Source organism: Pelomonas sp. SE-A7 (genome assembly GCF_030345705.1).
Lineage (GTDB): Bacteria > Pseudomonadota > Gammaproteobacteria > Burkholderiales > Burkholderiaceae_C > JAUASW01.
Map to the genome: position 1 here is coordinate 1 of NZ_JAUASW010000002.1, position 22,596 is coordinate 22,596.

18 protein-coding genes are annotated in these 22,596 nt (G+C 67.1%); 6 read left to right on the forward strand and 12 right to left on the reverse strand.

Translation table 11 applies throughout. From position 1 onward, the window contains the following. Window positions 1–248 precede the first annotated feature (248 nt). The 3 genes from tfpB to QT382_RS14085 are packed head-to-tail and all read right to left on the reverse strand — an operon-like array spanning window position 249 to window position 3,367. Window positions 249–2,045 (reverse strand): type IV pilus assembly ATPase TfpB, encoded by a 1,797-nt coding sequence (tfpB, locus tag QT382_RS14075; RefSeq protein WP_502929887.1) that lies wholly within the window; start codon window positions 2,043–2,045, stop codon window positions 249–251. Between the two features lie 6 nt (window positions 2,046–2,051). Further along, entirely contained in the window at window positions 2,052–2,846 is a 795-nt protein-coding gene (locus QT382_RS14080; protein WP_289254734.1) for a class I SAM-dependent methyltransferase, read from the reverse strand. Further along, window positions 2,843–3,367 (reverse strand): DNA-deoxyinosine glycosylase, encoded by a 525-nt coding sequence (locus QT382_RS14085; RefSeq protein ID WP_502929917.1) that lies wholly within the window; start codon window positions 3,365–3,367, stop codon window positions 2,843–2,845. Before QT382_RS14085 ends, QT382_RS14080 begins: the two co-directional genes overlap by 4 nt. A gap of 48 nt (window positions 3,368–3,415) precedes the next feature. On the opposite strand from QT382_RS14085, the gene QT382_RS14090 reads away from it, so the two are divergent. Beyond that, window positions 3,416–4,225, forward strand: coding sequence for a mechanosensitive ion channel family protein (locus QT382_RS14090; protein WP_289255460.1), 810 nt, complete (start codon window positions 3,416–3,418; stop codon window positions 4,223–4,225). Here QT382_RS14090 and QT382_RS14095 read toward each other — a convergent pair. Genes QT382_RS14095 through polA form a run of 5 tightly spaced genes read right to left on the reverse strand, consistent with a single transcriptional unit; the run spans window position 4,222 to window position 10,665 of the window. Next, complete coding sequence (locus tag QT382_RS14095; protein WP_289254736.1) at window positions 4,222–5,037, reverse strand: TatD family hydrolase; 816 nt, start codon at window positions 5,035–5,037, stop codon at window positions 4,222–4,224. The genes QT382_RS14090 and QT382_RS14095 overlap by 4 nt on opposite strands. A 16-nt stretch (window positions 5,038–5,053) precedes the next feature. Further along, complete coding sequence (purU, locus tag QT382_RS14100) at window positions 5,054–5,917, reverse strand: formyltetrahydrofolate deformylase (protein WP_289254737.1); 864 nt, start codon at window positions 5,915–5,917, stop codon at window positions 5,054–5,056. A gap of 24 nt (window positions 5,918–5,941) precedes the next feature. After that, on the reverse strand, window positions 5,942–6,622 hold the full coding sequence (locus tag QT382_RS14105) for an ABC transporter ATP-binding protein (RefSeq protein WP_289254738.1): 681 nt from the start codon (window positions 6,620–6,622) through the stop codon (window positions 5,942–5,944). After that, window positions 6,615–7,871 (reverse strand): lipoprotein-releasing ABC transporter permease subunit, encoded by a 1,257-nt coding sequence (locus QT382_RS14110; RefSeq protein WP_289254739.1) that lies wholly within the window; start codon window positions 7,869–7,871, stop codon window positions 6,615–6,617. Before QT382_RS14110 ends, QT382_RS14105 begins: the two co-directional genes overlap by 8 nt. Window positions 7,872–7,899: 28 nt before the next feature. Next, window positions 7,900–10,665, reverse strand: coding sequence for a DNA polymerase I (polA, locus tag QT382_RS14115; protein ID WP_289254740.1), 2,766 nt, complete (start codon window positions 10,663–10,665; stop codon window positions 7,900–7,902). Between the two features lie 115 nt (window positions 10,666–10,780). On the opposite strand from polA, the gene QT382_RS14120 reads away from it, so the two are divergent. From QT382_RS14120 to QT382_RS14135, 4 genes are all read left to right on the forward strand, one after another. Next, on the forward strand, window positions 10,781–11,128 hold the full coding sequence (locus tag QT382_RS14120) for a hypothetical protein (protein WP_289254741.1): 348 nt from the start codon (window positions 10,781–10,783) through the stop codon (window positions 11,126–11,128). 38 nt (window positions 11,129–11,166) lie between these two features. Then, the gene (locus QT382_RS14125) at window positions 11,167–12,144 is read left to right on the forward strand and encodes a homoserine kinase (RefSeq protein ID WP_289254742.1); all 978 of its coding nucleotides are present in this window, start codon (window positions 11,167–11,169) and stop codon (window positions 12,142–12,144) included. After that, window positions 12,141–12,968, forward strand: a complete 828-nt coding sequence (locus QT382_RS14130; RefSeq protein WP_289254743.1) for a BPSS1780 family membrane protein — start codon at window positions 12,141–12,143, stop codon at window positions 12,966–12,968. The genes QT382_RS14125 and QT382_RS14130 overlap by 4 nt, the downstream gene beginning before the upstream one ends. A gap of 83 nt (window positions 12,969–13,051) precedes the next feature. Continuing rightward, window positions 13,052–15,253, forward strand: a complete 2,202-nt coding sequence (locus QT382_RS14135; protein WP_289254744.1) for a PhoX family protein — start codon at window positions 13,052–13,054, stop codon at window positions 15,251–15,253. A 60-nt stretch (window positions 15,254–15,313) separates the two neighbouring features. On the opposite strand, the gene QT382_RS14140 is transcribed toward QT382_RS14135, so the two are convergent. The 3 genes from QT382_RS14140 to QT382_RS14150 all read right to left on the reverse strand — a co-directional run bounded on the left by QT382_RS14140 (window position 15,314) and on the right by QT382_RS14150 (window position 22,021). Next, window positions 15,314–16,843: a ComEC/Rec2 family competence protein gene (locus QT382_RS14140; protein WP_289254745.1), complete on the reverse strand. Its 1,530-nt coding sequence runs from the start codon at window positions 16,841–16,843 to the stop codon at window positions 15,314–15,316. Window positions 16,844–16,956: 113 nt separating this feature from the next. Beyond that, window positions 16,957–19,593 (reverse strand): M1 family metallopeptidase, encoded by a 2,637-nt coding sequence (locus tag QT382_RS14145; protein WP_289254746.1) that lies wholly within the window; start codon window positions 19,591–19,593, stop codon window positions 16,957–16,959. 31 nt (window positions 19,594–19,624) lie between these two features. Next, on the reverse strand, window positions 19,625–22,021 hold the full coding sequence (locus QT382_RS14150; protein WP_289254747.1) for a UvrD-helicase domain-containing protein: 2,397 nt from the start codon (window positions 22,019–22,021) through the stop codon (window positions 19,625–19,627). 34 nt (window positions 22,022–22,055) lie between these two features. Between QT382_RS14150 and QT382_RS14155 the strand changes: the two genes are divergently transcribed. After that, on the forward strand, window positions 22,056–22,463 hold the full coding sequence (locus QT382_RS14155; RefSeq protein ID WP_289254748.1) for a YchJ family protein: 408 nt from the start codon (window positions 22,056–22,058) through the stop codon (window positions 22,461–22,463). Window positions 22,464–22,471: 8 nt separating this feature from the next. On the opposite strand, the gene QT382_RS14160 is transcribed toward QT382_RS14155, so the two are convergent. After that, complete coding sequence (locus QT382_RS14160) at window positions 22,472–22,594, reverse strand: hypothetical protein (RefSeq protein ID WP_289254749.1); 123 nt, start codon at window positions 22,592–22,594, stop codon at window positions 22,472–22,474. Window positions 22,595–22,596 lie beyond the last annotated feature (2 nt).

Consider the following 22,596-nt stretch of genomic DNA (forward strand, 5'->3'; position numbering starts at 1 on the left):
ACTGACTCCTCAGTCGCTTCGCTTAATCAATTTCGTGATCAGCGAAGAAGCGAGATTATGACTGAATTCTTTTGAATCCGTCAAGCGCTTTGCAAAATATTTTTGTCATCGCGCTTGCTCACTTCCCATCTCCCCAACCACTGCGCCCCGCCCCTTTCGAAGCAGCGCCGTGATCAGCGAAGTCCGCCACTATAGCATGGAAATTTCGAAGTCCGCAAGACTTTGCCGAAGCAAATGCAATAGTCGGCTCAGGTCTCCCACTGCGGCGTGCTACGAAGGACTTCCTCGACCGTGGTCACGCCTTCGGCAACCTTCATGGCACCAGCCAGCCTTAGCGGGCGAAGCCCTTCCTGCATTGCCTTGCGGCGCAGCGCACTGATGTCGGGCGTTGGATGCATAGTGGCTTTGACAGCCTCACTGACCGTCAGCAGCTCATACAAACCCGCACGACCGCGGTATCCGGTATTGCGGCAATCAAGGCATCCCACTGGCTTGTACGGCTTGACGCCTCCGTTCATCCGCCAGTGCTTCAGCATTTCATTCAACGTGTCACGGGTGATCGCCGGATCGGGCTGCTTGCAGTTGGGGCACAAAGTACGGACCAGCCGCTGAGCCAGTACGCCAATGATGGTTGCAGTAAGCAGGTATGGCGGCACTCCTAGGTCAGTGAGCCGGGTGATGGCGGACGCAGCATCATTGGTGTGCAGCGTCGAGAACACCAAGTGCCCAGTGAGCGCAGCCTGGATAGCCATCTCGGCCGTCGCCAGGTCGCGGATCTCGCCGATCATGATGATGTCGGGATCCTGGCGCATAAGAGCGCGCAGGCCCTCGGCAAAGCCGAAGTCGATGGCTGGTTGGGCTTGCGTCTGATTGAAGGCCGGCTCGACCATTTCGATCGGGTCTTCAATCGTCGAGACATTGACCTCGTCTGTCGCCAGTCGCTTGAGCGTCGAATAGAGCGTTGTCGTCTTGCCGCTACCGGTCGGTCCGGTCACGAGGATGATGCCGTGCGGCTGCGTGACCAGCTTCTCCCATCGTTCCGCGTCATGGCCGGAGAAGCCGAGCATGCTCAGATCCTTGACCGCCGTGTCCGGGTCGAAGATCCGCATCACCATCTTCTCGCCGAAGGCAGTAGGCAAGGTCGACAGGCGCATTTCGACTTCATCGCCGGCCGGGTTCCGCGTCTTGATACGTCCATCCAGCGGACGACGGCGCTCGACCACATCCATCCGCCCCAGCAGCTTGATACGCGAAGTCATCGCGCTCATGACCGAGGGCGGCAATTGGTAGACCGTGTGCAGCACTCCGTCGATACGGAAACGGATCACGCCCATCTCGCGCCGAGGCTCCAAATGAATGTCGCTGGCACGCTGATCGAAGGCGTATTGCCAGAGCCAGTCGACAACCTGAATCACGCCCTGGTCGTTGGCATCGAGCTGCTTGTTGGTCTTGCCCAGCTCGACCAGCTGTTCAAAGCTGGCGACCTGGTTGACCTCGCCGGCCTTGGCCGCAGCCCGTACCGAGCGGGCCAGGGTGAAGAACTCGGTCGTGTAACGCGCGATCTCCAGTGGGCTGGCCACCACCAGCTTGATGGTCTTGCGCACGTGGGATTCGATCTGCGGCACCCAGCTGATGTCGAAGGGCTCGGAGGTGGCAATGGTCACGTCCATCAGCCCCACTTGGATTGGCAGGCAGCGCTTGGCCTCGGCATAGCCGACCGACATCACATCGGACACCCGACCCACGTCGACCTTGAGCGGGTCAACGCGCAGGTAGGGCAGCCTGGCGCGCTGCGCCAACCATTCGGTCAGCGCATCGACCTCGAGCGGCTTGCCGTTGGCCTTGCGAACCAGGTTTGCATGGCCGAGCCGGACCAGCGGATGCATGGAGCTGTCGCCCGCCGCAAAGCGCTGCTCGGTCTTCTGCGCCTGCTCGGCGTCGATGACCTCGTCCTCGACCAGCCAGCGCAGCATCTGCCGCCACTCAAGTCGCCCCTCTGGCCTCATCTCCGGTGCCGCGACGGCTGGCTTGGTCATGGTGCTCATCGGCTTTCAGTCAGGCTGCTGGTTGATGATGCTGATCGGCAGGGGCCGCACCAGGCGCAACCATTTGCGCGCCGGCAGGCCGTACTGCGACTCGATGTTAGCCGCGCGGCGCTCCAGTTCGTCCCGCTCGGGAACCCTCACCCCGCGCGCGGCCACCACCACGGTATTACCCTCCTTGGTCGGCGCCAGACTCCAGACCTGGTCGCTGCCGAACGCGCGCGCAATCCGCCCTGCGCTGCGTGCAAAACTGGCGCTGCGGCCAAACAGGTTGACGGTCATCAGGCCGCCCTCTGCCAGCACGGCATGGCAATTCGAATAGAAGGCCTCGTCGTCCAGTACCGGCCCGGCGGCCTCATGGTCATAAAGATCGACGTTCAGCACCTGCACCGTCTGCAGATTGGCCTCGCGGGCTACCCAGGCGCCGGCATCCTCGTTCAGCACGGTCAGGCGCCTGTCGTCGTCGGGCAGATGGAACCAGGCCCGGCAGGCCGTGATCACGCTGGGGTTCAGCTCCACAGCCGTGGTCTTCATCCTCAGCACTTTGTGACTGAAGCGGGTCAGGGCCGCCGCACCCAGTCCCAACTGGACCGCATGACCTTCGCGCAGCTCTGCGTCGTCGCGCCAGAGCATCCAGGCCATCATGCGCTGGATGTACTCAAGCTCCAGCTGCTGGGGCTTGCGTATCCGCATCGCGCCCTGCACCCAGATCGAATCCAGGTGCAGAAAGCGCACGCCGTCGAATTCGCTGAGCGTGGCCGGCGCCCAGTCCTGCTTGTCGGTCTTTTTCTTGCTGCTGCTCATTGCTTGTCTTGTGCCAGCGAAAGCCAGGCTTCCAGCTTGGCATCGTAGGGCAAGGTGTAGGCCGGACTGGACGAAGGCAGGCACAGCACCCGCCATCGAGACTGGCCAAGCCGCTCCAGTTGCTTCAGCCCCAACCGCGCGGCCGTTCCGCCGTTGAAGGCAATCGTCTCCAGCTGCGGCAAAGCGGACAGCAGGCTTGCAAGGTCGCTGGAAAGCGGATCACGGATGCTGCTGTCCAAGCTGCCCTCGCGCTCGGTCTCGGTGATCACGTCCCACAGCGCGACCCGATGCTGCCGCAGCAAGGCCAGCCTGTCCTCATAGGCCAAGCCAACGAGCTCACATCCCAGCACTGCGCCCAACAGGCGCCAGAACTGGTTGCGCGGATGGCCGTAGTACTGCTGGGCCTTCAGCGAGGCGACACCCGGGAAGCTGCCAAGCAGCAGCCAGCGGGCATCCGGCCCGAACTGTGGGGCCAGGCCTTGCCAGCGCCGGGCTGGTTCGGGCGGCGATTCCTCGGCGATGATGGGGCGGGACTTGGTCTGACTCACGAATCAGGAGCAATCGAAATGATGAATACCGAAGCGATCTGGCAGTTCCTCAGCACCCAGGGCGCCGCCTTCGGGCTCAAGGTGCTGAGCGCCATCGCCGCCTGGATTGTCGGCCGCTGGATAGTCAGCCTGACCGTCCGCCTGGTCGGCGCCGCGCTCGAGAGGGGCCGGCGCATCGATTCCACGCTGTCGACCTACCTGCGTTCCATCCTCACGGTGCTGCTGAACATCGTGCTGGTGCTGGCCATCCTCGACATCTTCGGCATCCAGACCACCTCGTTCGCCGCCCTGCTGGCCGGTGCCGGCCTGGCGATTGGCACGGCCTGGGGCGGCCTGCTGACGCATTTCGCGGCCGGCGTGTTCATGCAGGTGCTGAGGCCGTTCAAGGTGGGCGACTTCGTCCAGGTCGGCGGCGTCACTGGCACGGTCAGCGAGATCGGCCTGTTCGGCACCACGGTGATCACCGGCGACAACGTGCAGACCATCATCGGCAACAACAAGATCTTCTCGGACACCATCCAGAACTACTCGTCGCTGCCGCATCGCCGCGTCGACTGCCTGGCCAAGGTGGCCAACAGTGTCGACCCCATGGATGCCATCGCCCGGCTGCGCGCTGCCGTGGCTGCGATTCCCAACGTCAAGGCCAGCCCGGCGCCGGACATCGAGATCCTGAGCTTCACGCCCGAGGGCCCGCTGCTGTGCGTGCGCCCGTATTGCCATACCGACCACTACTGGCAGGTCTATTTCGACACCCACAAGGCCGTGGTCGCCACCTTCGGCGCGGCCAGCTATCCGGTGCCGGAGACGCCCATCGCGCCGCGCAACCGCTAAGCCGAGCGAGCGCCCATCCGCGGCAAGGCCGCGCGCACATTGGCCGAGCTGATCTCGGCCGTCTGCGCCAGCGTCCAGCCGCGCAGCTCCGCCAGGCTGCAGGCAATGCGCGGCAGCTCGGCCGGCTCATTGCGTGAGGACTCGCCTGCGGCCCGTTGCTCGGCCGTCTTGTAGAGCCATTGCGGCGGGATATCGGGCGCATCGGTTTCCAGCACCATGGCCGAGTCCGGCAGGCTCGCTGCGAGTCGGCGGATCTGCAGCGAGCGGTCGAAGGTCAGCGTGCCTCCAAAGCCCAGCTTGAAGCCCAGATCGACAAAGGCCGCCGCCTGCTGCTCGCTGCCATTGAATGCATGGGCGATCCCGCCCTGCACTTCCACGCGCCGCAGACCGGCCAGCAGCTGATCGGCGCTGCGCCTCACGTGCAGGATCACCGGCAGCTTGAAGCGGCGCGCGAGCTTGAGCTGCTCCACGTAGAAATGCTGCTGCCGCTCCGCATCGATGCCCGGCACGAAGTAGTCGAGCCCGATCTCGCCCACGGCCACCAGCCGTGGATCGGCGTGGTGCTGCTCCAGCGCCGCGGCCAGGCGCTCCAGCGCGTCGTCGGCGGAGCGCATCACGTACATGGGATGGATGCCCAGCGCGTAGACGAAGTCGTGGCGGATCGCCAGCAGCCGAACGGCCTCGAAGTTGGCCACCTCCACGGCCGGCACCACGATCTGATCGACGCCTGCCGCCCTCGCCCGCGCAATCACCGCTTCGCGGTCGGCCTCGAACTCGGCCGCGTCGAGATGGCAGTGGCTGTCTATCCACATGCCGGCATCGCCTGGTTCAGCGGAACACCACCGTGCGTGCGCCGTTCATCAGCACCCTATGCTCGGCATGCCACTGGATGGCTCGGGCCAGCGTGACGCATTCGGTGTCGCGGCCAATCGCCACCAGCTGTTCCGGCGTCATGCTGTGGTCGATGCGGGCCACCTCCTGCTCGATGATCGGCCCCTCGTCCAGGTCCGAGGTCACGTAGTGCGCCGTGGCGCCGATCAGCTTCACACCGCGCTCGTGGGCCTGGTGGTAAGGCTTGGCGCCCTTGAAGCTGGGCAGGAAGGAATGGTGGATGTTTATGGCGCGGCCCGACAGGTACTCGCACATCTCGCCCGAGAGGATCTGCATGTAGCGGGCCAGCACCACCAGGTCGATCCGGTTCTCCTCCACCACCTCGCGGATGCGGCGCTCCTGTGCCGCCTTCTGCTCGGGCGTGGAAGCCAGCAGCGGGAAATGGTGGAACGGGATGTTGTGCGAGGCAGCCAGCTGGTAGAAGTCCCGGTGGTTGGAGACGATGGCCGGGATCTCTATGGGCAGGTGCCCGGTCTGCACACGGAACAGCAGGTCGTTCAGGCAATGACCGAGCTTGGAGACCAGCAGCAGCACGCGGGTCTTGGCCTGGCTGGAGACCAGGTCCCAGCTCATCTGCAACGACGAGGCCAGCGGCTCGAAGGCGGAACGCAGGGCTGCCAGCTCCAGCGGCTGCGCGGTCTCGAACTCGATGCGCATGAAGAAGCGCCGGTGATCGGCGTCGCCATGCTGGGCCGAGGTCAGGATGTTGCCGCCCTGGCCCATCAGGAAGCCGGTCACGGCATGGACGATGCCCGGCCGGTCCGGGCAGCTCAGCTTGAGGATGAAACGGGTACTGCTCATGGCCTGGGTCTCGATTCGAAAAGCTTACTGGGCCCGTCCGCTGGCCAGCCGCAGCTGGGCCTGGCATTGCCCGGCCAGGCCCTGGTCGTGCGTGACCATGACGAAGGCCGTGCCCTGCTCCGCCGCCGTGTCCAGCATCAGCTGGAACACCGACTGGGCGGTCTCGCGGTCCAGGTTGCCGGTGGGCTCGTCGGCCAGCACGCAGGCCGGCTTGGTGACCAGGGCGCGTGCGATCGCCACGCGCTGGCGCTCGCCGCCCGATAGCTGGGCCGGCCGGTGCGCCGTGCGCTGGGCCAGGCCCACGCGAGCCAGCATGGCCGCCGCCGTCTCACGGGCCTGCTCCAGCGGCATGCGGCGCACCCGCAGCGGCATGGCCACGTTGTCCAGCGCGCTGAACTCGGGCAGCAGGTGGTGGAACTGGTAGACGAAGCCCAGGTGCTGGTTGCGCCAGCGGCCGCGGGCCGATTCGTTCATGGCGGCGAAGTCCTGGCCCATCAGGGCCACGCGGCCGACGGTGGGCTTGTCCAGGCCGCCCAGCAGATGCAGCAGCGTGCTCTTGCCTGAGCCGGAGGCGCCAAGCACGCCCAGCGTCTGGCCGCGCCGCACGGTCACGTCCACGCCGCTGAGCACGGTCACGTCGAGGTCGCCGTCGTGGAAGCGTCGCTGCAGGCCCAGGCCCTGCAGAACGATGTCTGGTTCACTCATAGCGCAGCGCCTCCGCCGGTTGGACGCGGCTGGCGCGCCAGCTCGGATACAGCGTGGCCAGGAAGGCCAGCACCAGCGAAGCCACGGTGATGGGAATGATGTCGCCGGCCTGCGGATCGCTGGGCATGCGGCTGACCAGGTAGATGCTGCCCGGCAGGAAGCTGATGTTCAGCAGCCGCTCTATCACCGAGACCAGCACGCCCACGTTGAAGGCCACGCCCAGGCCCAGCACCAGGCCGGCCAGCGTGCCGATGACGCCCGAGGCCGCGCCCTGCACCATGAAGATGGCCATCACCGAACGCGGACTGGCGCCCAGGGTGCGCAGGATGGCGATGTCGGCCTGCTTGTCGGTCACCATCATCACCAGGGTCGAGACCAGGTTGAAGGCCGCCACGGCGACGATCAGGGTCAGGATGATGCCCATCAGCCGCTTCTCTATCTGCACCGCATCGAACCAGTTGGCATTGGTGCGGGTCCAGTCGCGCACGATGACCTCGGGGCCCAGACTGAGCATCAGCTCCCGGGCCACGGACCGCGCCGAATGCACATCGGCCAGCTTGAGCTGCACGCCGGTCGCGCCCTCGACGCGGAACAGCCGCGCCGCGTCTTCCATGTGGACCAGGGTCAGGTTGCTGTCGTACTCGTAATGGCCGGAGTGGAAGGTGCCGACCACGGTGAAGGTCTTGAAGCGCGGCACGACGCCGGCCGGCGTCACCTGCCCGTTCGGGGCCGCCAGCGTGATCTTGTCGCCCTCGTAGACGCCGAGCGAGCGGGCCAGCTCCGAGCCCAGCACGATGCCCCATGCGCCGGGCTGCAAGCGGGCCAGCGCACCATCCTTGAGCTCGGCCGCCAGCGGCGTGACCGTGGGCTCGAAGGCCGGGTCGATGCCGCGCACCATGGCGCCGCGCATGTCCTCGCCTCGCGCCACCAGGGCCTGGGCGGCCACGAATGGGGCGGCGCCGACCACGGCCTTGTTCTCGCGAGCCTTGGCCGCCAGCGGCTGCCAGTCTTGCATGCCGCCACCGCGGGCGTCGATCAGCTCCACATGGGCGATCACCGACAGCATGCGGTCGCGCACTTCCTTCTGGAAGCCGTTCATCACCGACAGCACGATGATCAGCGCCGCCACCCCCAGCGCAATGCCGAGCATGGAGACACCGGAGATGAAGGAGATGAAGCGGTTGCGGCGTCCGCCGCGGCCGGCGCGGGTGTAGCGCCAGCCTATCTGCAGCTCATAGGGCCAATTCATGGGGCGCGATGCTAACTGACGGCTTGCGTCAATGAGCCTCGTCCCAGTTCGAGCCCACGCCCACCTCGGCTTCCAGCGGCACCTTGAGCTGGGCAACGCCGGCCATCAGGCGCGGCACCTGTTCCTTGATCCAGTCCAGCTCGGACTCGGGCACCTCGAACACCAGTTCGTCATGCACCTGCATCACGATCAGTGTCCGCTTGCCGGCCTCGTCCAATGCCTTCTGCACCGCGACCATGGCCAGCTTGATCAGGTCGGCCGCCGTGCCCTGCATGGGCGCATTGATCGCCTGGCGTTCGGCGCCGGCTTTGCGCGGGCCGTTGCCACCCTTGATCTCGGGCAGCGTGATGCGGCGGCCGAACAGCGTCTCCACATAGCCCAGTTCCGCGGCGCGCGCCTTGGTCTCGTCCATGTAGCGCTTCACTCCCGCGAAACGGGCAAAGTAGCGCTCGATGTAGTCCTTGGCCGCCTTCTGCTCGATGCCGAGACTGGCAGCCAGACCGAAGGCGCCCATGCCGTAGATCAGGCCGAAGTTGATGGTCTTGGCATAGCGGCGCTGCTCGGCCGTCACCTCGGCCACCGGCGTGCCGAAGACCTCGGAAGCGGTGGCGCGGTGCACGTCCACGCCCTCGCCGAAAGCCTTGAGCAGGCCCGGGTCCTCGCTGATATGGGCCATCAGGCGCAGCTCGATCTGCGAATAGTCGGCGCTGACGATCTTGTGGCCCGGCGAGGCCACGAAGGCCTCGCGCACGCGCCGGCCTTCGGCCGTGCGGATCGGAATGTTTTGCAGATTGGGGTCGTTGCTGGCCAGACGGCCGGTCACGGCCACCGCTTGCGAGTAGGTCGTGTGAACCCTGCCAGTGTCCGCATTGACCTGCAGCGGCAGCTTGTCGGTGTAGGTGCTCTTGAGCTTGGCCAGGCCCCGGTACTCCAGGATCTTGGCCGGCAGCGGATAGTCCTCGGCCAGCTTGTCCAGCACCTCTTCGTCGGTCGAGGGCGCACCGGTCGCGGTCTTCTTGACCACCGGCAGTCCCAGCTTGTTGAACAGGATCTCGCCGATCTGCTTGGGGCTGCCCATGTTGAAGGGCTGGCCGGCCAGCTCGTAGGCCTCCTGCTCGAGTTTCACCAGGCGCTGGGCCAGCTCATGGCTCTGGGCCTGCAGCCGCGCCGCGTCTATCAGCACGCCGTTGCGCTCGATGCGCGCCAGCAGGGCCGATGCCGGCATCTCGATCTGTTCGTAGACAAACTTCAGTCCCGCCTCGGCCTCGATGCGGGGCATCAGCAGCTCGTGCACGCCCAGGCACATCTCCGAGTCTTCGCAGCTGTATTCGCTGGCCTTGGCCACATCGACCTGGGCGAACGGGATCTGGTGGGCGCCCTTGCCGCACAGGTCCTCGTAGCTCAGGCCGTGGCGGCCCAGGTGGCGGTCGGCCAGCGCTTCCAGGCCATGGGTCTTGTGCGCCTCCAGCACATAGCTCTCGAGCATGGTGTCGTAGCGGTAGCCGCGCACCGTGATGCCATGGTTGGCAAACACATGGGTGTCGTACTTGATGTTCTGACCCAGCTTGGGCTTGCTCTCGTCCTCCAGCCAGGGCTTGAGCCTGGCCAGCACCTCGTCCATCGGCAACTGGGCCGGCGCGTCGGGGCCGTTGTGGCGCAGCGGGATGTAGGCCGCCTCGCCGACCTTGTCGCTGAAGCTGATGCCGACGATGCGGGCCCGCATCGGATCCAGCGAGTCGGTCTCGGTGTCCAGGCCCGACAGCGCGGCGCCATTCAAGCGCGCCAGCCAGCGGTCGTACGCGGCCCAGTCGAGGATGGTGTCGTACTGCCTGTTGACGTCGGCAGCTGGCGCAGGCGCATCGGCAAACATGTCGGTGGTGACCGGGGCTGCTGCAGCGGGTTTGGCAGGTGCCTCGCCGGTCAGCTCCTTGAGCCAGGTCTTGAAGCCGTTGCGGCTGAAGAAATCCGTCAGGCCTGCGGTATCGACCTCCTTCAGCGCCAGCGATTCCAGCGCCGGCCAGCCGGGCACATGGTCCTTCAGGTCGGCATCGCAGACCACGGTCACCAGCTTGCGGCCCATGGGCAGCCAGTCCAGGGCCTTGCGCAGGTTCTCGCCGGCCACGCCCTTGATGGTCGCGGCATTGGCAACCACGCCGTCCAGCGATCCAAATTCCGCGATCCACTTGGCCGCGGTCTTGGGGCCCACCTTCTCGACGCCGGGCACGTTGTCCACCGTGTCGCCCATCAGGGTCAGGTAGTCGATGATGCGATCCGGCGGTACGCCGAACTTCTCCAGCACGCCGGCCTCGTCCAGCCGCTCGGGCGGCTTGGCCATGGTGTTGATCAGGCTGACGTCAGGAGTCACGAGCTGGGCCATGTCCTTGTCACCGGTTGCGACGACAACCGCATGCCCGCTCGCCGCGCCGACTCGGGCCAGCGTGCCAATGGCGTCGTCAGCCTCGATGCCGGGCACTTCCAGCACCGGCCAGCCCAGCAGCTTGACCACCTCGTGGATGGGCGCGATCTGGGCCCGCAAGTCCTCGGGCATGGGCGCGCGCTGGGCCTTGTATTCGGGGTACCACTCGTCGCGGAAAGTCGGGCCCTTGGCGTCGAACACGCAAGCCGCATGCTCGGCGCCTATGTCATCGCGCAGCTTTTTCATCATCGCCACGAAGCCGTGGACCGCCCCGGTCGGTCGGCCGTCAGGTCCGCGCAGGTCCGGCATCGCATGGTAGGCCCGGTACAGGAAGCTGGATCCATCGACCAGCAGCAGGATGGGTTTCTTCTCGCTCATGGCGGCGATTGTCATGCACTCAAGTCCGCGACGGGCCGCTCCCGAGCTGGCTTCGCCCCCTCGGGGGGCCGCGGCGGCCAGAGGCCGACGCTTGGGGGCGCATAGAATCGCTCGCATGTCCTCCGCAACCGACTGCCTGAAGCCCCTGGCCCTGATCACGCTGATCGCCGTGGCCAGCCCTGCCGCCCAGGCAGCCGAACCCGCCAAGGCCGAGCCGGCCAAGGTCGAGAAGGCGGCGCCGGCCGAACCGAAGGTCGAGCGCATCGTGGTCGAGGACGATCACACCAAGATCGAAGAGTTGCGCGTGCGCGGCCAGACCCAGACGGCCACGGTCACCCCCAAGGACAGCAAGCTGCCTTCCTACGAAATCATCATGGGCGACGGTGGTCGCGACCTGTCGGCCGGTCCCGGCTCCAACCGCGGTGCCACCGGCAAGCGGGTCTGGAAGCTGCTGACCTTCTGACGGCGGGCGCGGCCGCCGAGCCCGCAGCATCCCATCCCATGGCCGTATTCACAGCAGTCACCGACGAGCAGGCGCAAGCCCTCGCCAGCCGCCTCCAGCTGGGTCAGCTGCAGCAGCTGCGCGGCATCACCGCCGGCATAGAGAACAGCAACTTCTTCCTCACCACCGACCGTGGCGAGTATGTGCTGACGATCTTCGAGCGCCTGACGTTCGAGCAGCTCCCCTTCTACCTGCGCCTGATGCAGCACCTGGCCCGCCGCGGCATCCAGGTGCCGGCGCCGCAGCCCGATGCCGATGGCGAGATCCTGCTGGACCTGGCCGGCAAGCCGGCGGCCGTGGTCGACCGGCTACGCGGCGGCCATCAGCTGGCACCCGATGTCTTCCACTGCGAGCAGGTCGGCGCCGAGCTGGCTCGCATGCACCTGGCCGGCCAGGACTTCGGCCTGCAGCAGCCCAATCTGCGCGGCCTGGACTGGTGGACCGAGACCGTGCCCGTGGTCCTGCCCTATCTGACGGCCGAGCAGGCCGAACTGCTGTCCGGCGAGCTGGCGTTTCAACAGCAATTGGCCGCCTCGGCCGGCTATGAGGAGCTGCCGCGCGGGGCCATCCATGCCGACCTGTTCCGCGACAACGTGATGTTCGAAGGCCTGCCCGGCCGCGAGAAGCTCAGCGGCTTCTTCGACTTCTATTTCGCCGGCGTGGACACCTGGCTGTTCGACATCGCCGTCTGCCTGAACGACTGGTGCATAGACCTGGCCAGCGGCCGGCTCGACGAGCAGCGTGCCCAGGCCTTCGTCGATGCCTACGAAACCGTGCGGCCGCTCAGCGGCACCGAGCACCGCCTGCTGCCCGCGCTGCTGCGCGCCGGCGCGCTGCGCTTTTGGCTGTCGCGGCTGTGGGACTTCCACCTGCCGCGCGAGGCCTCCCTGCTCAAGCCGCATGACCCCACGCATTTCGAGCGGGTGCTGCGCGAGCGCATCGCCAATCCCTGGCATGCATTGAGAGAGATTGCATGACGATGATGCTGCATCTGCAGACGGTGCCGGCCCGCAACGGCCTGCTGTGGATACGCCATGCCTTCAAGGTCTGGCAGCGCAAGCCGCTGGCGCTGACCGGCCTGTTCCTGTTCTGGACCTGCTCGGCCCTGCTCATGATGGCCTTGCCGGCCGGCTTCATGCTGCTGATCGCGCTGGCGCCGCTGGCCTCGCTGGGCTTCATGCTGGCCACCCACCTGGTGCTGCAGGCGCAGACGCCCACCGTCGCCGTGTTCTTCGCACCGCTCAAGCTGACCCCGGAGCGCCGCCGCAGCCAGCTGCTGCTGTGCGGGGCCTACCTGCTCGGCGTGATGGTGATGAGCAGCCTGCTGCTCTGGGTCCAGGGCGATGCCCTGGGCCGTGCCGCCCAGGCCCTGCAGCTCGAGATGGCCAAGGACAAGCCCGACACCGCGGCGATGAACAGCATCATGCTGTCGTCCGAGGTGCTCATCGCCACAGCCTGGAACATGACGGCCAGCGCCCTGCTGTCCATCCCGTTCTGGCATGCGCCGGCCCTGATCCACTGGGGCGGCCAGGGCGTGATGCAGGCCCTGTTTTCCAGCACCCTGGGCCTGTGGCGCAACCGCGGCGCCTTTGCGCTCAACGGCCTGGCCTGGGTCGGCCTGGTGCTGGGCTTCGCCCTGCTGCTGCAGCTGCTGGCGCTGCTGCTGGGCCCCTTCGCCATGCTGCCGGCCATGGCGCTGACGGTGATCATTCCGACGCTGTTCTATGCCTCGCTGTACTTCACCTTCATCGACTGCTTCATGTTCGGCGCCCCGCGCGACCTGCTGAGCAGCAAGCCGTAATCTTTTCGTAGCCTTCCCGTCATCGCCCTGCCACCGGGGCTTTGAAGAATGCGCCGCTTGTGACCCAAGCGGAGTATTCCAAGATGTGCCTCGAGAGCTACGACGAAGAGAGAATCACCAACCACAGCGACAACGCGCATTTCGAGAGCGTGCTCGCAGCGCGCCTTGATCGCCGTGCCGCCCTGCGCGGCGGCGTGGCCGCCACGACCACCGCCCTGCTGGGCGGCCTGGCCCTGGCCGGCTGCGACAGCAACGATACGGTGGCCGCACCCGCCCCGGCTCCTGCACCGGCCCCCGCCCCCGCTCCTGCCCCCACGCCGCTGAAGCTGGGCTTCAATGCCGTGGCCAAGAACAAGGACGACATCGTCACCGTGCCGGACGGCTACCAGGTCGCCATCCTGCATGCGCTGGGCGATCCGCTGCACTATGGCGACGAATCCTGGAAGGACGACGGCAGCGAGACCGCCGACTCCTACCAGCGCCGCATAGGCGATGGCCACGACGGCATGTACTGGTTCGGCCTGTCCGAGGCCGGCGCCTACCAGGCCGACCGCTCGGACCGCGGCCTGCTCTGCGTCAACCACGAATACGTGGTCGCGCCCTATGCCCTGCACCCGGCCGGCCGCGCCGCCGGCGCCAGCCGCAACGCCAGCGAGGTCGAGAAGGAAATCTACGCCCACGGCGTCAGCGTCTGCGAGGTCAAGCGCGAGAGCAACGGCACGATGAGCATGGTGCGCGGCTCCCGGTTCAACCGCCGCATCACCTCGGCCACGGTGATGGACTTCAGCGGCCCGGCCCGCGGCGCGGCCCTGCTGGCTACCAAGTTCTCCGGCCTGGGCACTCAGACCCGCGGCACCAACAACAACTGCGCCAACGGCTATACGCCCTGGGGCACCTACCTGACCTGCGAGGAGAACTTCCTCAACGTGATCAGCCGCGCCGCCGGCGACAACGCCAAGCGCGGTGCCAAGGACGTGACCAGCCTGAACCGCTACGGCCTGCCCGAGAACCGCAAGAGTCCCTACCTGTGGGAGACCGCCGGCAGCGAAGACCTGTTCGCCCGCTGGAACTCCTCGGTCACCGGCGCCACCGCGGCCGACGACTACCGCAACGCGATCAACACCTTCGGCTGGGTGGTCGAGATCGACCCCTTCACCAACACCTCGGTGCCGGCCAAGCGCACGGCCCTGGGCCGCTTCAACCACGAAGGCGCCTGGCCGGCGGCCGCCGTGGCCGGCAAGCCCATCGTGATCTACATGGGCGACGACGCGCGCAACGAGTACATCTACAAGTTCGTGTCCAAGGCCCTGTGGGATGCGGCCGACGTGGGCAAGGGCCTGAGCGCCGGCGCCAAGTACCTGGACGAGGGCACGCTCTACGTGGCCAGGTTCAACGCCGACGGCTCGGGCGACTGGCTGGAGCTGACCTTCGGCAAGAACGGCCTCGACGCGAGCAACGCGGCCTACCCGTTTGCCGACCAGGCCGACGTGCTGATCAACGCCCGCCTGGCCGGCGACAAGCTGGGCGCCACCAAGATGGACCGTCCGGAATGGGGCGCGGTCAATCCGCTGAATGGCGAGGTCTACATGACCCTGACCAACAACAGCAACCGCGTCGCCATCACGGCCACGCCCACCGGCAGCCAGCTCAAGCCCGACGCCGCCAACCCGCGCTACTACGAGGACCTGAAGAGCGGCACCACCTCGCAGAAGGGCAACCCGAACGGTCACATCATCCGCTGGCGCGAAGATGCGGCCAACGTCGCGAAGTTCGTCTGGGACATCTACCTGTTCGGCGCCGAGTCGGTGGCCGCGGCCGAGGTGAACCTGTCGGGCCTGAGCGCCAACAACGACTTCTCCAGCCCGGACGGCATCCACTTCGACAAGCGCGGCCTGCTGTGGATCCAGACCGACGACGGCGCCTACACCGACGTCACCAACTGCATGATGCTGGCCGCCATTCCCGGCAAGGTCGGCGACGGCGGCGTGGCCACCGCCGCCGGCGGCACCAGCACCATCAAGGGCGCCAATGCCACGGCCGACACGCTGCGCCGCTTCCTGGTCGGCCCCAAGGAATGCGAGATCACCGGCATCACGCTGACCCCGGACGCCAAGACCCTGTTCTTCAATGTCCAGCACCCGGGCGAGGAATCGGCACCTGACTGGGCCGGCAAGACCTACGGCAGCTACTGGCCGGCCAGCCAGGCCAGTGCGACGGCCAAGGCCCGTCCCCGCTCGGCCACGGTGGTGATCACCCGCAAGGACGGCGGCGAGATCGGCATCTGAGTCGCCCCTGCCCCAAGCAAAAGGCCGCCCCGAGGGGCGGCCTTTCTTTTCACTGCAAGCTCAGACCCGCCGCACAGCGGCCGGCCTGGGCGCACCGGCCTCGTCCAGCTCGAAGGCGTAGGCCTCCTTCATCGCCAGATTGGCGCTGTCGGTGTAGACCAGCAGGCGCTGGCCGTCGGTGCGGGTCTTGACGATGCCGTAGGCCGCGCGGCTGAAGCCGAAGAACTCGCCGCGCGTCTTGGCCTTGGCCGCATCGCTGAGCTTGGACCAGCCCTCCATCTGGAAGAAGGCCACCAGCTCGGTGACGAAGACCAGCGGCTCGGCCACCCGCGAATAGCGGCCCAGCGCGCCCATCAGCGTGGCGCGCGGATGCACGTATTCCTTGCGCGCGCTTTCGTCCCCGCTGGAGACCACGCTGACCACCGGCTCCACGGCCTTGATGAAGGCACCGGAGAAATCGGCCGAGCCATGGTGCGGCACCTTGAACACCTCGGAGCGCAGATCTAGATGCCCCTCGGCCTGGGCCTGGACCAGGAAGCGGCTGGACTCGTCATTGAGGTCGCCGCAGAACAGGTAGCTGAAGCCGCCATAGCTGAGGCGGAACACGATGGAATGCCCGTTGATCGTGTGCGAGGCCGACTTGCCCTTGGAGGCCAGTGGCTTGTCGCTCGTTGCCTCGTCGCCTATGCGCGGTCCCTTGGGCGGCTCGCCCAGGAAAGGCAGGGCCGGCTTGCCCCCCACTTTCTTCACCAGGGGCCCCAGGCATTCGATGCGGACGCCGGCCTCGTTGAAGAAATCGAAGGCCTCGTCGTCGCCGAAGGCCAGCCGCCGAAACTCGACCGGCGAGCGCTGGTGGTATTCGGCCAATGCCGCCTTCCATTCGCGGAACGGCTTGTTCATCTCGGTGTCCGGCACCTTCAGGAGGTTGTCGACCAGGCCGTTCAGGTAGAGCTTGCTGCCCTCCTTCACCGTGGGCCCCAGCAGTTCGGTGTCCGGCACGGACTTGCCGTCGCGCGTGCTGGGCCGCTTGACGATGCCGTTGTGATAGACCCGCAGCGGCTGCATGAACAGTCGCTTGCGCAGCGTGGCGTTGGTCTCGGACTTCTTGATCTCGACCAGGCCCTCGAAATGGTCGGCATCGCCATGGGTGACCAGGATGCAGTCCACCACCTTGGGCTTGGCCAGGCTGGTGCCCGGATAGCGGCCGGCCAGGTAGCGGGCGAACATCTGGTTGTCGCCGCCGTCGACCAGCATCAGCTTGCCCTTGGGCGATTCGATCACCGCGCCGTCGCCCTGCTGCACGTCGACGAAGTTGACTCGCAGCACCTTGTTGGCACTGGCCTTGATCACCACCTCGCCGGCCTTGATGCCGGCGCTCTTGAGCGGCTTGATGTAGCCGGTCTTGCGTTCGGCCAGCGAGCTGCCGTCGGCCGCGGCCACGAAGGCGGTGAACTCGACCTCCGCCTGCTCGTCGGTGACGGTCTTGACCATCACCTCGTCACCCCAGGCCAGGGTGCGCAGCAGCTGCTTGCGGCCGGTGTCTTCCCAGACGTCGGCCAGGTCCACGGCGATGACGGAACGGGTAGCCATGATGAGTCCTCCGGTGGCGGCTCCTTGCGGCGGAGCCGATACCGAATGGACACCAGGACGGCGCGGCTGGCTTCCTCAGCGCTGCTGAAGAAGCCCCCCGGACAAACGCTGAGTCAGCGCTGGCGAGCGGATTCCAGCAGGCGCGGCAGGTCGGAGGCCTGGGCCTCGCGGTAGGCGCTGCACAGCTCGATGCGCGAAAGCGTCTTGGCCAGCACGGCCGGACCGGCATCCAGCTGGGCCGCGGCCGGGCCGAACTGCTGCTGCAGCCGCTGCACCCGCTCCAGGCTGCAGCCGCCACCGGCCACCTCGGGCAGCGAAGCCGCGGCCACCTTGGTGATGCGCTTGCGGATCGCGGCGTCGTTCTGCACCAGGAAGTCCAGCGCCGCGGCATTCAGCTGCGGATCGCGGGTCTGGCGGCCAATCACCGGGCCCAGCACTTCGCGGATGTCGAGCTGGGCATCCAGGGCCAGCTCGCGGGCCCGCGTGGCCAGCACCGCGTCGCCGAAATAGCCCAGGGCCGCCAGCAGCTGCTCGCGCAGCTGGCGCTCCGGCGTCTTGCGGGCCAGGCCCAGCATGGCGTCGAACAGGTTCGCGTCACCGCCGAGCGCGGCCGAGCGCAGCACGCCCGAACGCAGGCCCGGGTCCAGCAATTCCTCATGCGGCTTGCCATCGCGTGCCGCAGCAGCCACCCAGCTGCGCGCGTACAGCAAGGCCTGCTCGCGCAGCACGGCGTCGCGGCCCGAATCGGCCATCAGCGGCAGCAGAGACTGGCGCAGCAGGCGACGGTCCTCGTCGTCCTTGGCGTCCGGCCGCCAGCCCAGCTCGCGAGCCAATGGGCCGTAAAGGCTTTGCAGCAGGGCCGCGTAGCCGGCGCGCTGATCGGCACCGAACAGCGGGTCGATGGCGGCCAGCGTCTCCAGCGCGAACTCCTTCAGCTCGCGCCGCGGATCGGCCGCCAGCGTGCGCAGCAGCGGCAGCATCTCGCTGAGCTTGAGGTCGCCGCTCTGGGTCAGCGCGAACTGGTCATCCATCATCGCCAGCAGCTCGCCGGCGTTGTATTGCTGCGGTTGCAGCAGGGCCGTTTCCAGGCGCGAGCGGTAGTAGCCCTTGCCGTCGGCATTGGGCTGCAGCCAGGCCGGGCAGCTGGCGTCGGGCAGCTGGACCGCCTCGCTCTGCGACTTCAGGAGATGGCGGGTCACACCCGCCGGGCTGCGCAGCACGACCGGAATCATCCAGCGCGTGTCCGGCATGCTCTTGACGCCCAGCGGCCGGTAGCGCGACTGGCTCAGCAGCAGCTGCGGAGCCCGGGCCTCGTCGCATTGCAGCTCGAAGCTCACGACCGGAATGCCGGCCTGGTCGATGAAGGTGGTGAAGGCCTGCTGAAGTTCCTTGTCACCGTCCGAGATCGCGCGCACGAACTGCTCGCCGGTGGCGCTTGAGCCGGCATGGCGTTGGATGTAGCGCCGGACGCCGGCCTGCATGCGCTCCTCGCCCAGCCAGGACTCGAACATGGACAGCACGCTCTGGCCCTTGGAATAGGTGATCTCGTCGAAGGCCGTGCCCAGGTCCTCGTTGGTCCGCACCGGCTGGTGGACGCGCCTCGCCGTGGGCAGACGATCGCCGCCCATGGCCTTGCGGCGCTCGCCCTGGGTGTTCAGCTCCCAGCGCCAGCCGGGGCGCACCCTGGCCGTGATCTTGTCGCCCATCCAGGAGGCGAAGGACTCGTTCAGCCAGAGGTCGTCCCACCAGGCCATGGTCACATGGTTGCCGAACCACTGGTGGGCGATCTCGTGGGCCGCGATGGACACATAGCTGCGCTGCAGGTTCAGGGTCTCGTTGCCGGGCTTGCCGAGGATCAGGTTGCCGGCGTAGGTGATCAGGCCGGCGTTCTCCATCGCACCGAAGTTCTCGGTCAGCGGGATCACCAGGCTGTCCAGCTTGCGGAACGGATGCGGCATGCCGAACCAGCGCTCCAGTTCCTGGACCACGGCCGGCGTGGCCGATGCGGCGAAGCTGGCCTCGTCGGCGCGGCCGCGCGGCGTGAAGTAGCGCAACGGCGTGGCGCCCACGCTGCCGCCTTCCTTGACCGAGAACGGGCCGACCGCAAAAGCCAGCAGGTAGCTGGGCAGCGGCGGCGTGGTCTTGAAGGCGATCTTCTTCCAGCCCTTGCCGGCCGGAGCCTCGCTCTCGACCGGCTCGTTGGCCACGGCCACCTGCTTCTCCGGGACGGTCAGGCTCAGCGTCCAGGGCACCTTCCAGCCCGGCTCGTCGAACGAAGGGAAGGCCATGCGCGCGCCCAGGTCCTCGAACTGGGTGATCGCATACCAGTCACCGCCCTCGCGCTGGCGGAACAGGCCCAGCGTCTCCTGCTCGCTGGTCACGCCCGTGAAAGTCAGACGCAGCGTGCCGCGACCGGCCGGCAGGCCCTGGGGGAAGCGAAGCCAGGCGCTGTCCTCGTCGGCCTTCACCGCCTTGCCCGCCCTGGCCTTGCCACCGCCCTCGGGCCGGTACTCGACCTTGGCGATGCGCAGCTCCTTGGCATGCAGCCGCAGCTCCTTCATCGCCGCCGCCAGCTCCAGCTGGATCTCGACCTGGCCGCTGTGGCGCGGCTGGTTGGGGTCGATCTTCAGGTCCAGCTTGTAGGCCAGCGGCCGGGCCGCATCGCCGAGCCGCATGGGCAGGCTGGAACCGGCTTGGGCCAGCCCGCTCATGGCCAGGCTCAATGCCAGGCCGGACAACAGAAATCTCATGCGCTCCCTCATGCTCTCTCTCGTTCGCTATTCAATCAATCGGCGTCAGCTTGGCGACCGACAGGGCCAGCCACTTGGTGCCGTGGCGGCCAAAGTTGATCTGGGCGCGGGCGTCGACGCCGCTGCCTTCCAGCGTCATCAGCACGCCCTCGCCAAACTTGTTGTGGAACACGCTCTTGCCGACCCTCAGGCCGCCATGCTCTGCATCCACCTTCTTGACCATGGCCGCCGGTACCGGCGGCTCGACCCAGGCCGGCTTTTCGGCATAGCGACCCGCGCCGACCATGGACTTGAGCCCGCTGCCGCGCTGCCAGGCCTGCTGGTAGTCGCGGGCAAAGCCGGAGCCGAAGCCCTGGTTGCGCGGCGACAGCCATTTCAGCGCGGCTTCCGGCAGCTCGTCGAAGAAGCGGCTCTTGACGTTGTAGCGGGTCTGGCCGTGCAGCATGCGGGTCTGGCAGAAGCTGAGGTACAGCCGTTGGCGCGCCCGTGTGATGGCGACATACATCAGGCGCCGCTCCTCCTCGAGTCCATCGCCGTCGGACAGCGAGTTCTCGTGCGGGAACAGGCCCTCTTCCAGGCCGGTGATGAAGACCGCGTCGAACTCCAGGCCCTTGGCCGAATGCACGGTCATCAGCTGGATCGCGTCCTGGCCGGCCTGGGCCTGGTTGTCGCCGGCCTCCAGCGAGGCATGGCTCAGGAAGGCGGCCAGCGGCGAAATGATCTCTCCGGTCTCTGCATCGGGCACGGCCGGCTCGGCACGGGCCACGGCGGCGGGCAGGCCTTCGGCGATGCTGCCCGGGCCCAGCTCGTCCACCGGCAGGGCCACAGCATCCTTGCCGAAGCCCTCCTGGGTGACAAAGGCCTCGGCCGCGTTGACCAGTTCGCCCAGGTTCTCCAGCCGCTCGGCGCCTTCCTTCTCAAGCCGGTAGAAGTCCGCCAGCCCGGAGCTCTCGACCACCCGCTCGATGATGTCGCGCAGGTTGTGGCCCTGGGTCAGGTTGCGCATGGACTCGACCAGATTGACGAACCCAGCCAGGTTGACGCCGCCCTTGCCGGGCACGGCAGCCACGCTTTGGTAAAGGCTGCGGCCGCTGGCGCGGGCTGCATCCTGCAGCTGTTCCATGGTGCGGGCGCCAATGCCGCGGGCCGGGAAGTTGACCACGCGCAGGAAGCTGGTGTCGTCGTTGGGGTTCTCGATCAGGCGCAGGTAGGCCAGCGCATGCTTGACCTCGGCCCGCTCGAAGAAGCGCAGGCCGCCATAGACCCGGTAGGGAATGCCGGCATTGAACAGGCCCGACTCGATCACCCGCGACTGGGCATTGCTGCGGTAGAGCACGGCGATCTCGCTGCGCGGCATGCCCGAGCGGTGCAGGGCCTGGGCCTCCTCGATCAGCCACTGGGCTTCGTTGAAGTCGCTGCTGACCTCGTTGACACGCACCGGCTCGCCGGGACCGGCCTCGGTGCGCAGGTTCTTGCCCAGGCGGCGGCTGTTGTGGCCGATCAGGGCATTGGCGGTGTCGAGGATGTTGCCGAAGCTGCGGTAGTTCTGCTCCAGCTTGACCACCTGGCGCACCCGGAACTCGCGTTCGAAGTCCGACATATTACCGACCCGCGCGCCGCGGAAAGCATAGATGCTCTGGTCGTCGTCGCCGACGGCGAACACACCCTGCCCGGCACCGGGCGGCGCGAACATCTTCAGCCAGGCGTACTGCAGCTTGTTGGTGTCCTGGAATTCGTCGACCAGCAGGTGGCGGAATCGCTGCTGGTAATGCTGGCGCAGCAGCGCGTCGTCGCGCAGCAGCTCGTAGGAGCGCAGCATCAGCTCGGCAAAGTCGACCACGCCTTCGCGCTGGCACTGGTCCTCGTAGGCCTGGTAGATCTCGGCCAGCTTGCGGGTCTGCTCGTCGTGCTGCTCTATGTCCTTGGGCCGCAGGCCGTCTTCCTTGGCGCCGGCGATGAACCAGGACACCTGCTTGGGCACGAAGCGCTCCTCGTCCAGGTTCAGGCCCCGTATCACCCGCTTGATCGCCGAGACCGTGTCGGTCGAGTCGAGGATCTGGAAGCTCTGCGGCAGCTTGGCCTGTTTCCAGTGGGCGCGCAGGAAGCGGTTGCACAGGCCGTGGAAGGTGCCTATCCACATGCCCCGCACGTTCACCGGCAGCATGGTGGTCAGCCGGGTGACCATTTCCTTGGCCGCCTTGTTGGTGAAGGTCACGGCCATGATTGAGCCCGGCGAGGCCTGGCCGGTCTGCAGCAGCCAGGCGATGCGGGTGGTCAGCACGCGGGTCTTGCCCGAACCCGCGCCGGCCAGGATCAGGGCCGGCTCGGCCGGCGCGGTCACGGCAGCCAGTTGCTCGGGATTCAGGTTCTTCAACAGTCCGCTGCTGGCAGGGGCGGCAAACAGGTCTTCTTGGTCAGGCGGACTCATCGGCGCGATTGTAGGCAGTGGCATCATGCCGGCCGTGAGCCACCCCACCCTCCCGAAAGACTGCCCCTGCGGCAGCGGCAAGACCTACGCCGCCTGCTGCGGCGAGCTGCACCGGCGCTTCGCCGACACCGGCGAACTGACCGCCTTGAGCGCCGAAGTCCTGATGCGCTCGCGCTACAGCGCCTTCGTGCTCGATCAGCTGGACTATCTGCGCGCGACTTGGCATTCGAGCAAGCGGCCCGAGGACCTGGCGGCCAACGAGGCGGGCCTCAGATGGCTGGGCCTGGAAATAAAAAAGCATGGCCAGCAGGACGCTGACCATGCCACGGTGGAATTCGTCGCCCGCAGCAAGCTGGGCGGCCGGGCCTGGCGGCTGCACGAGACCAGCCGCTTCGTCCGCGAGGACGGTGTCTGGTACTACGTGGACGGGGACCTGGCCTGAACGCTGGCTCAGCGCGCCAGGCGCTGGCGCGGTGGCCAGCTCTGGTCTTGCTGGACACCCAGCAGGCTCAACAGCCGGGCCCAGACCGAGCCGAGGGTGGAGCGGTGTCCGACGGTGTAGGTGGTTGGCATGG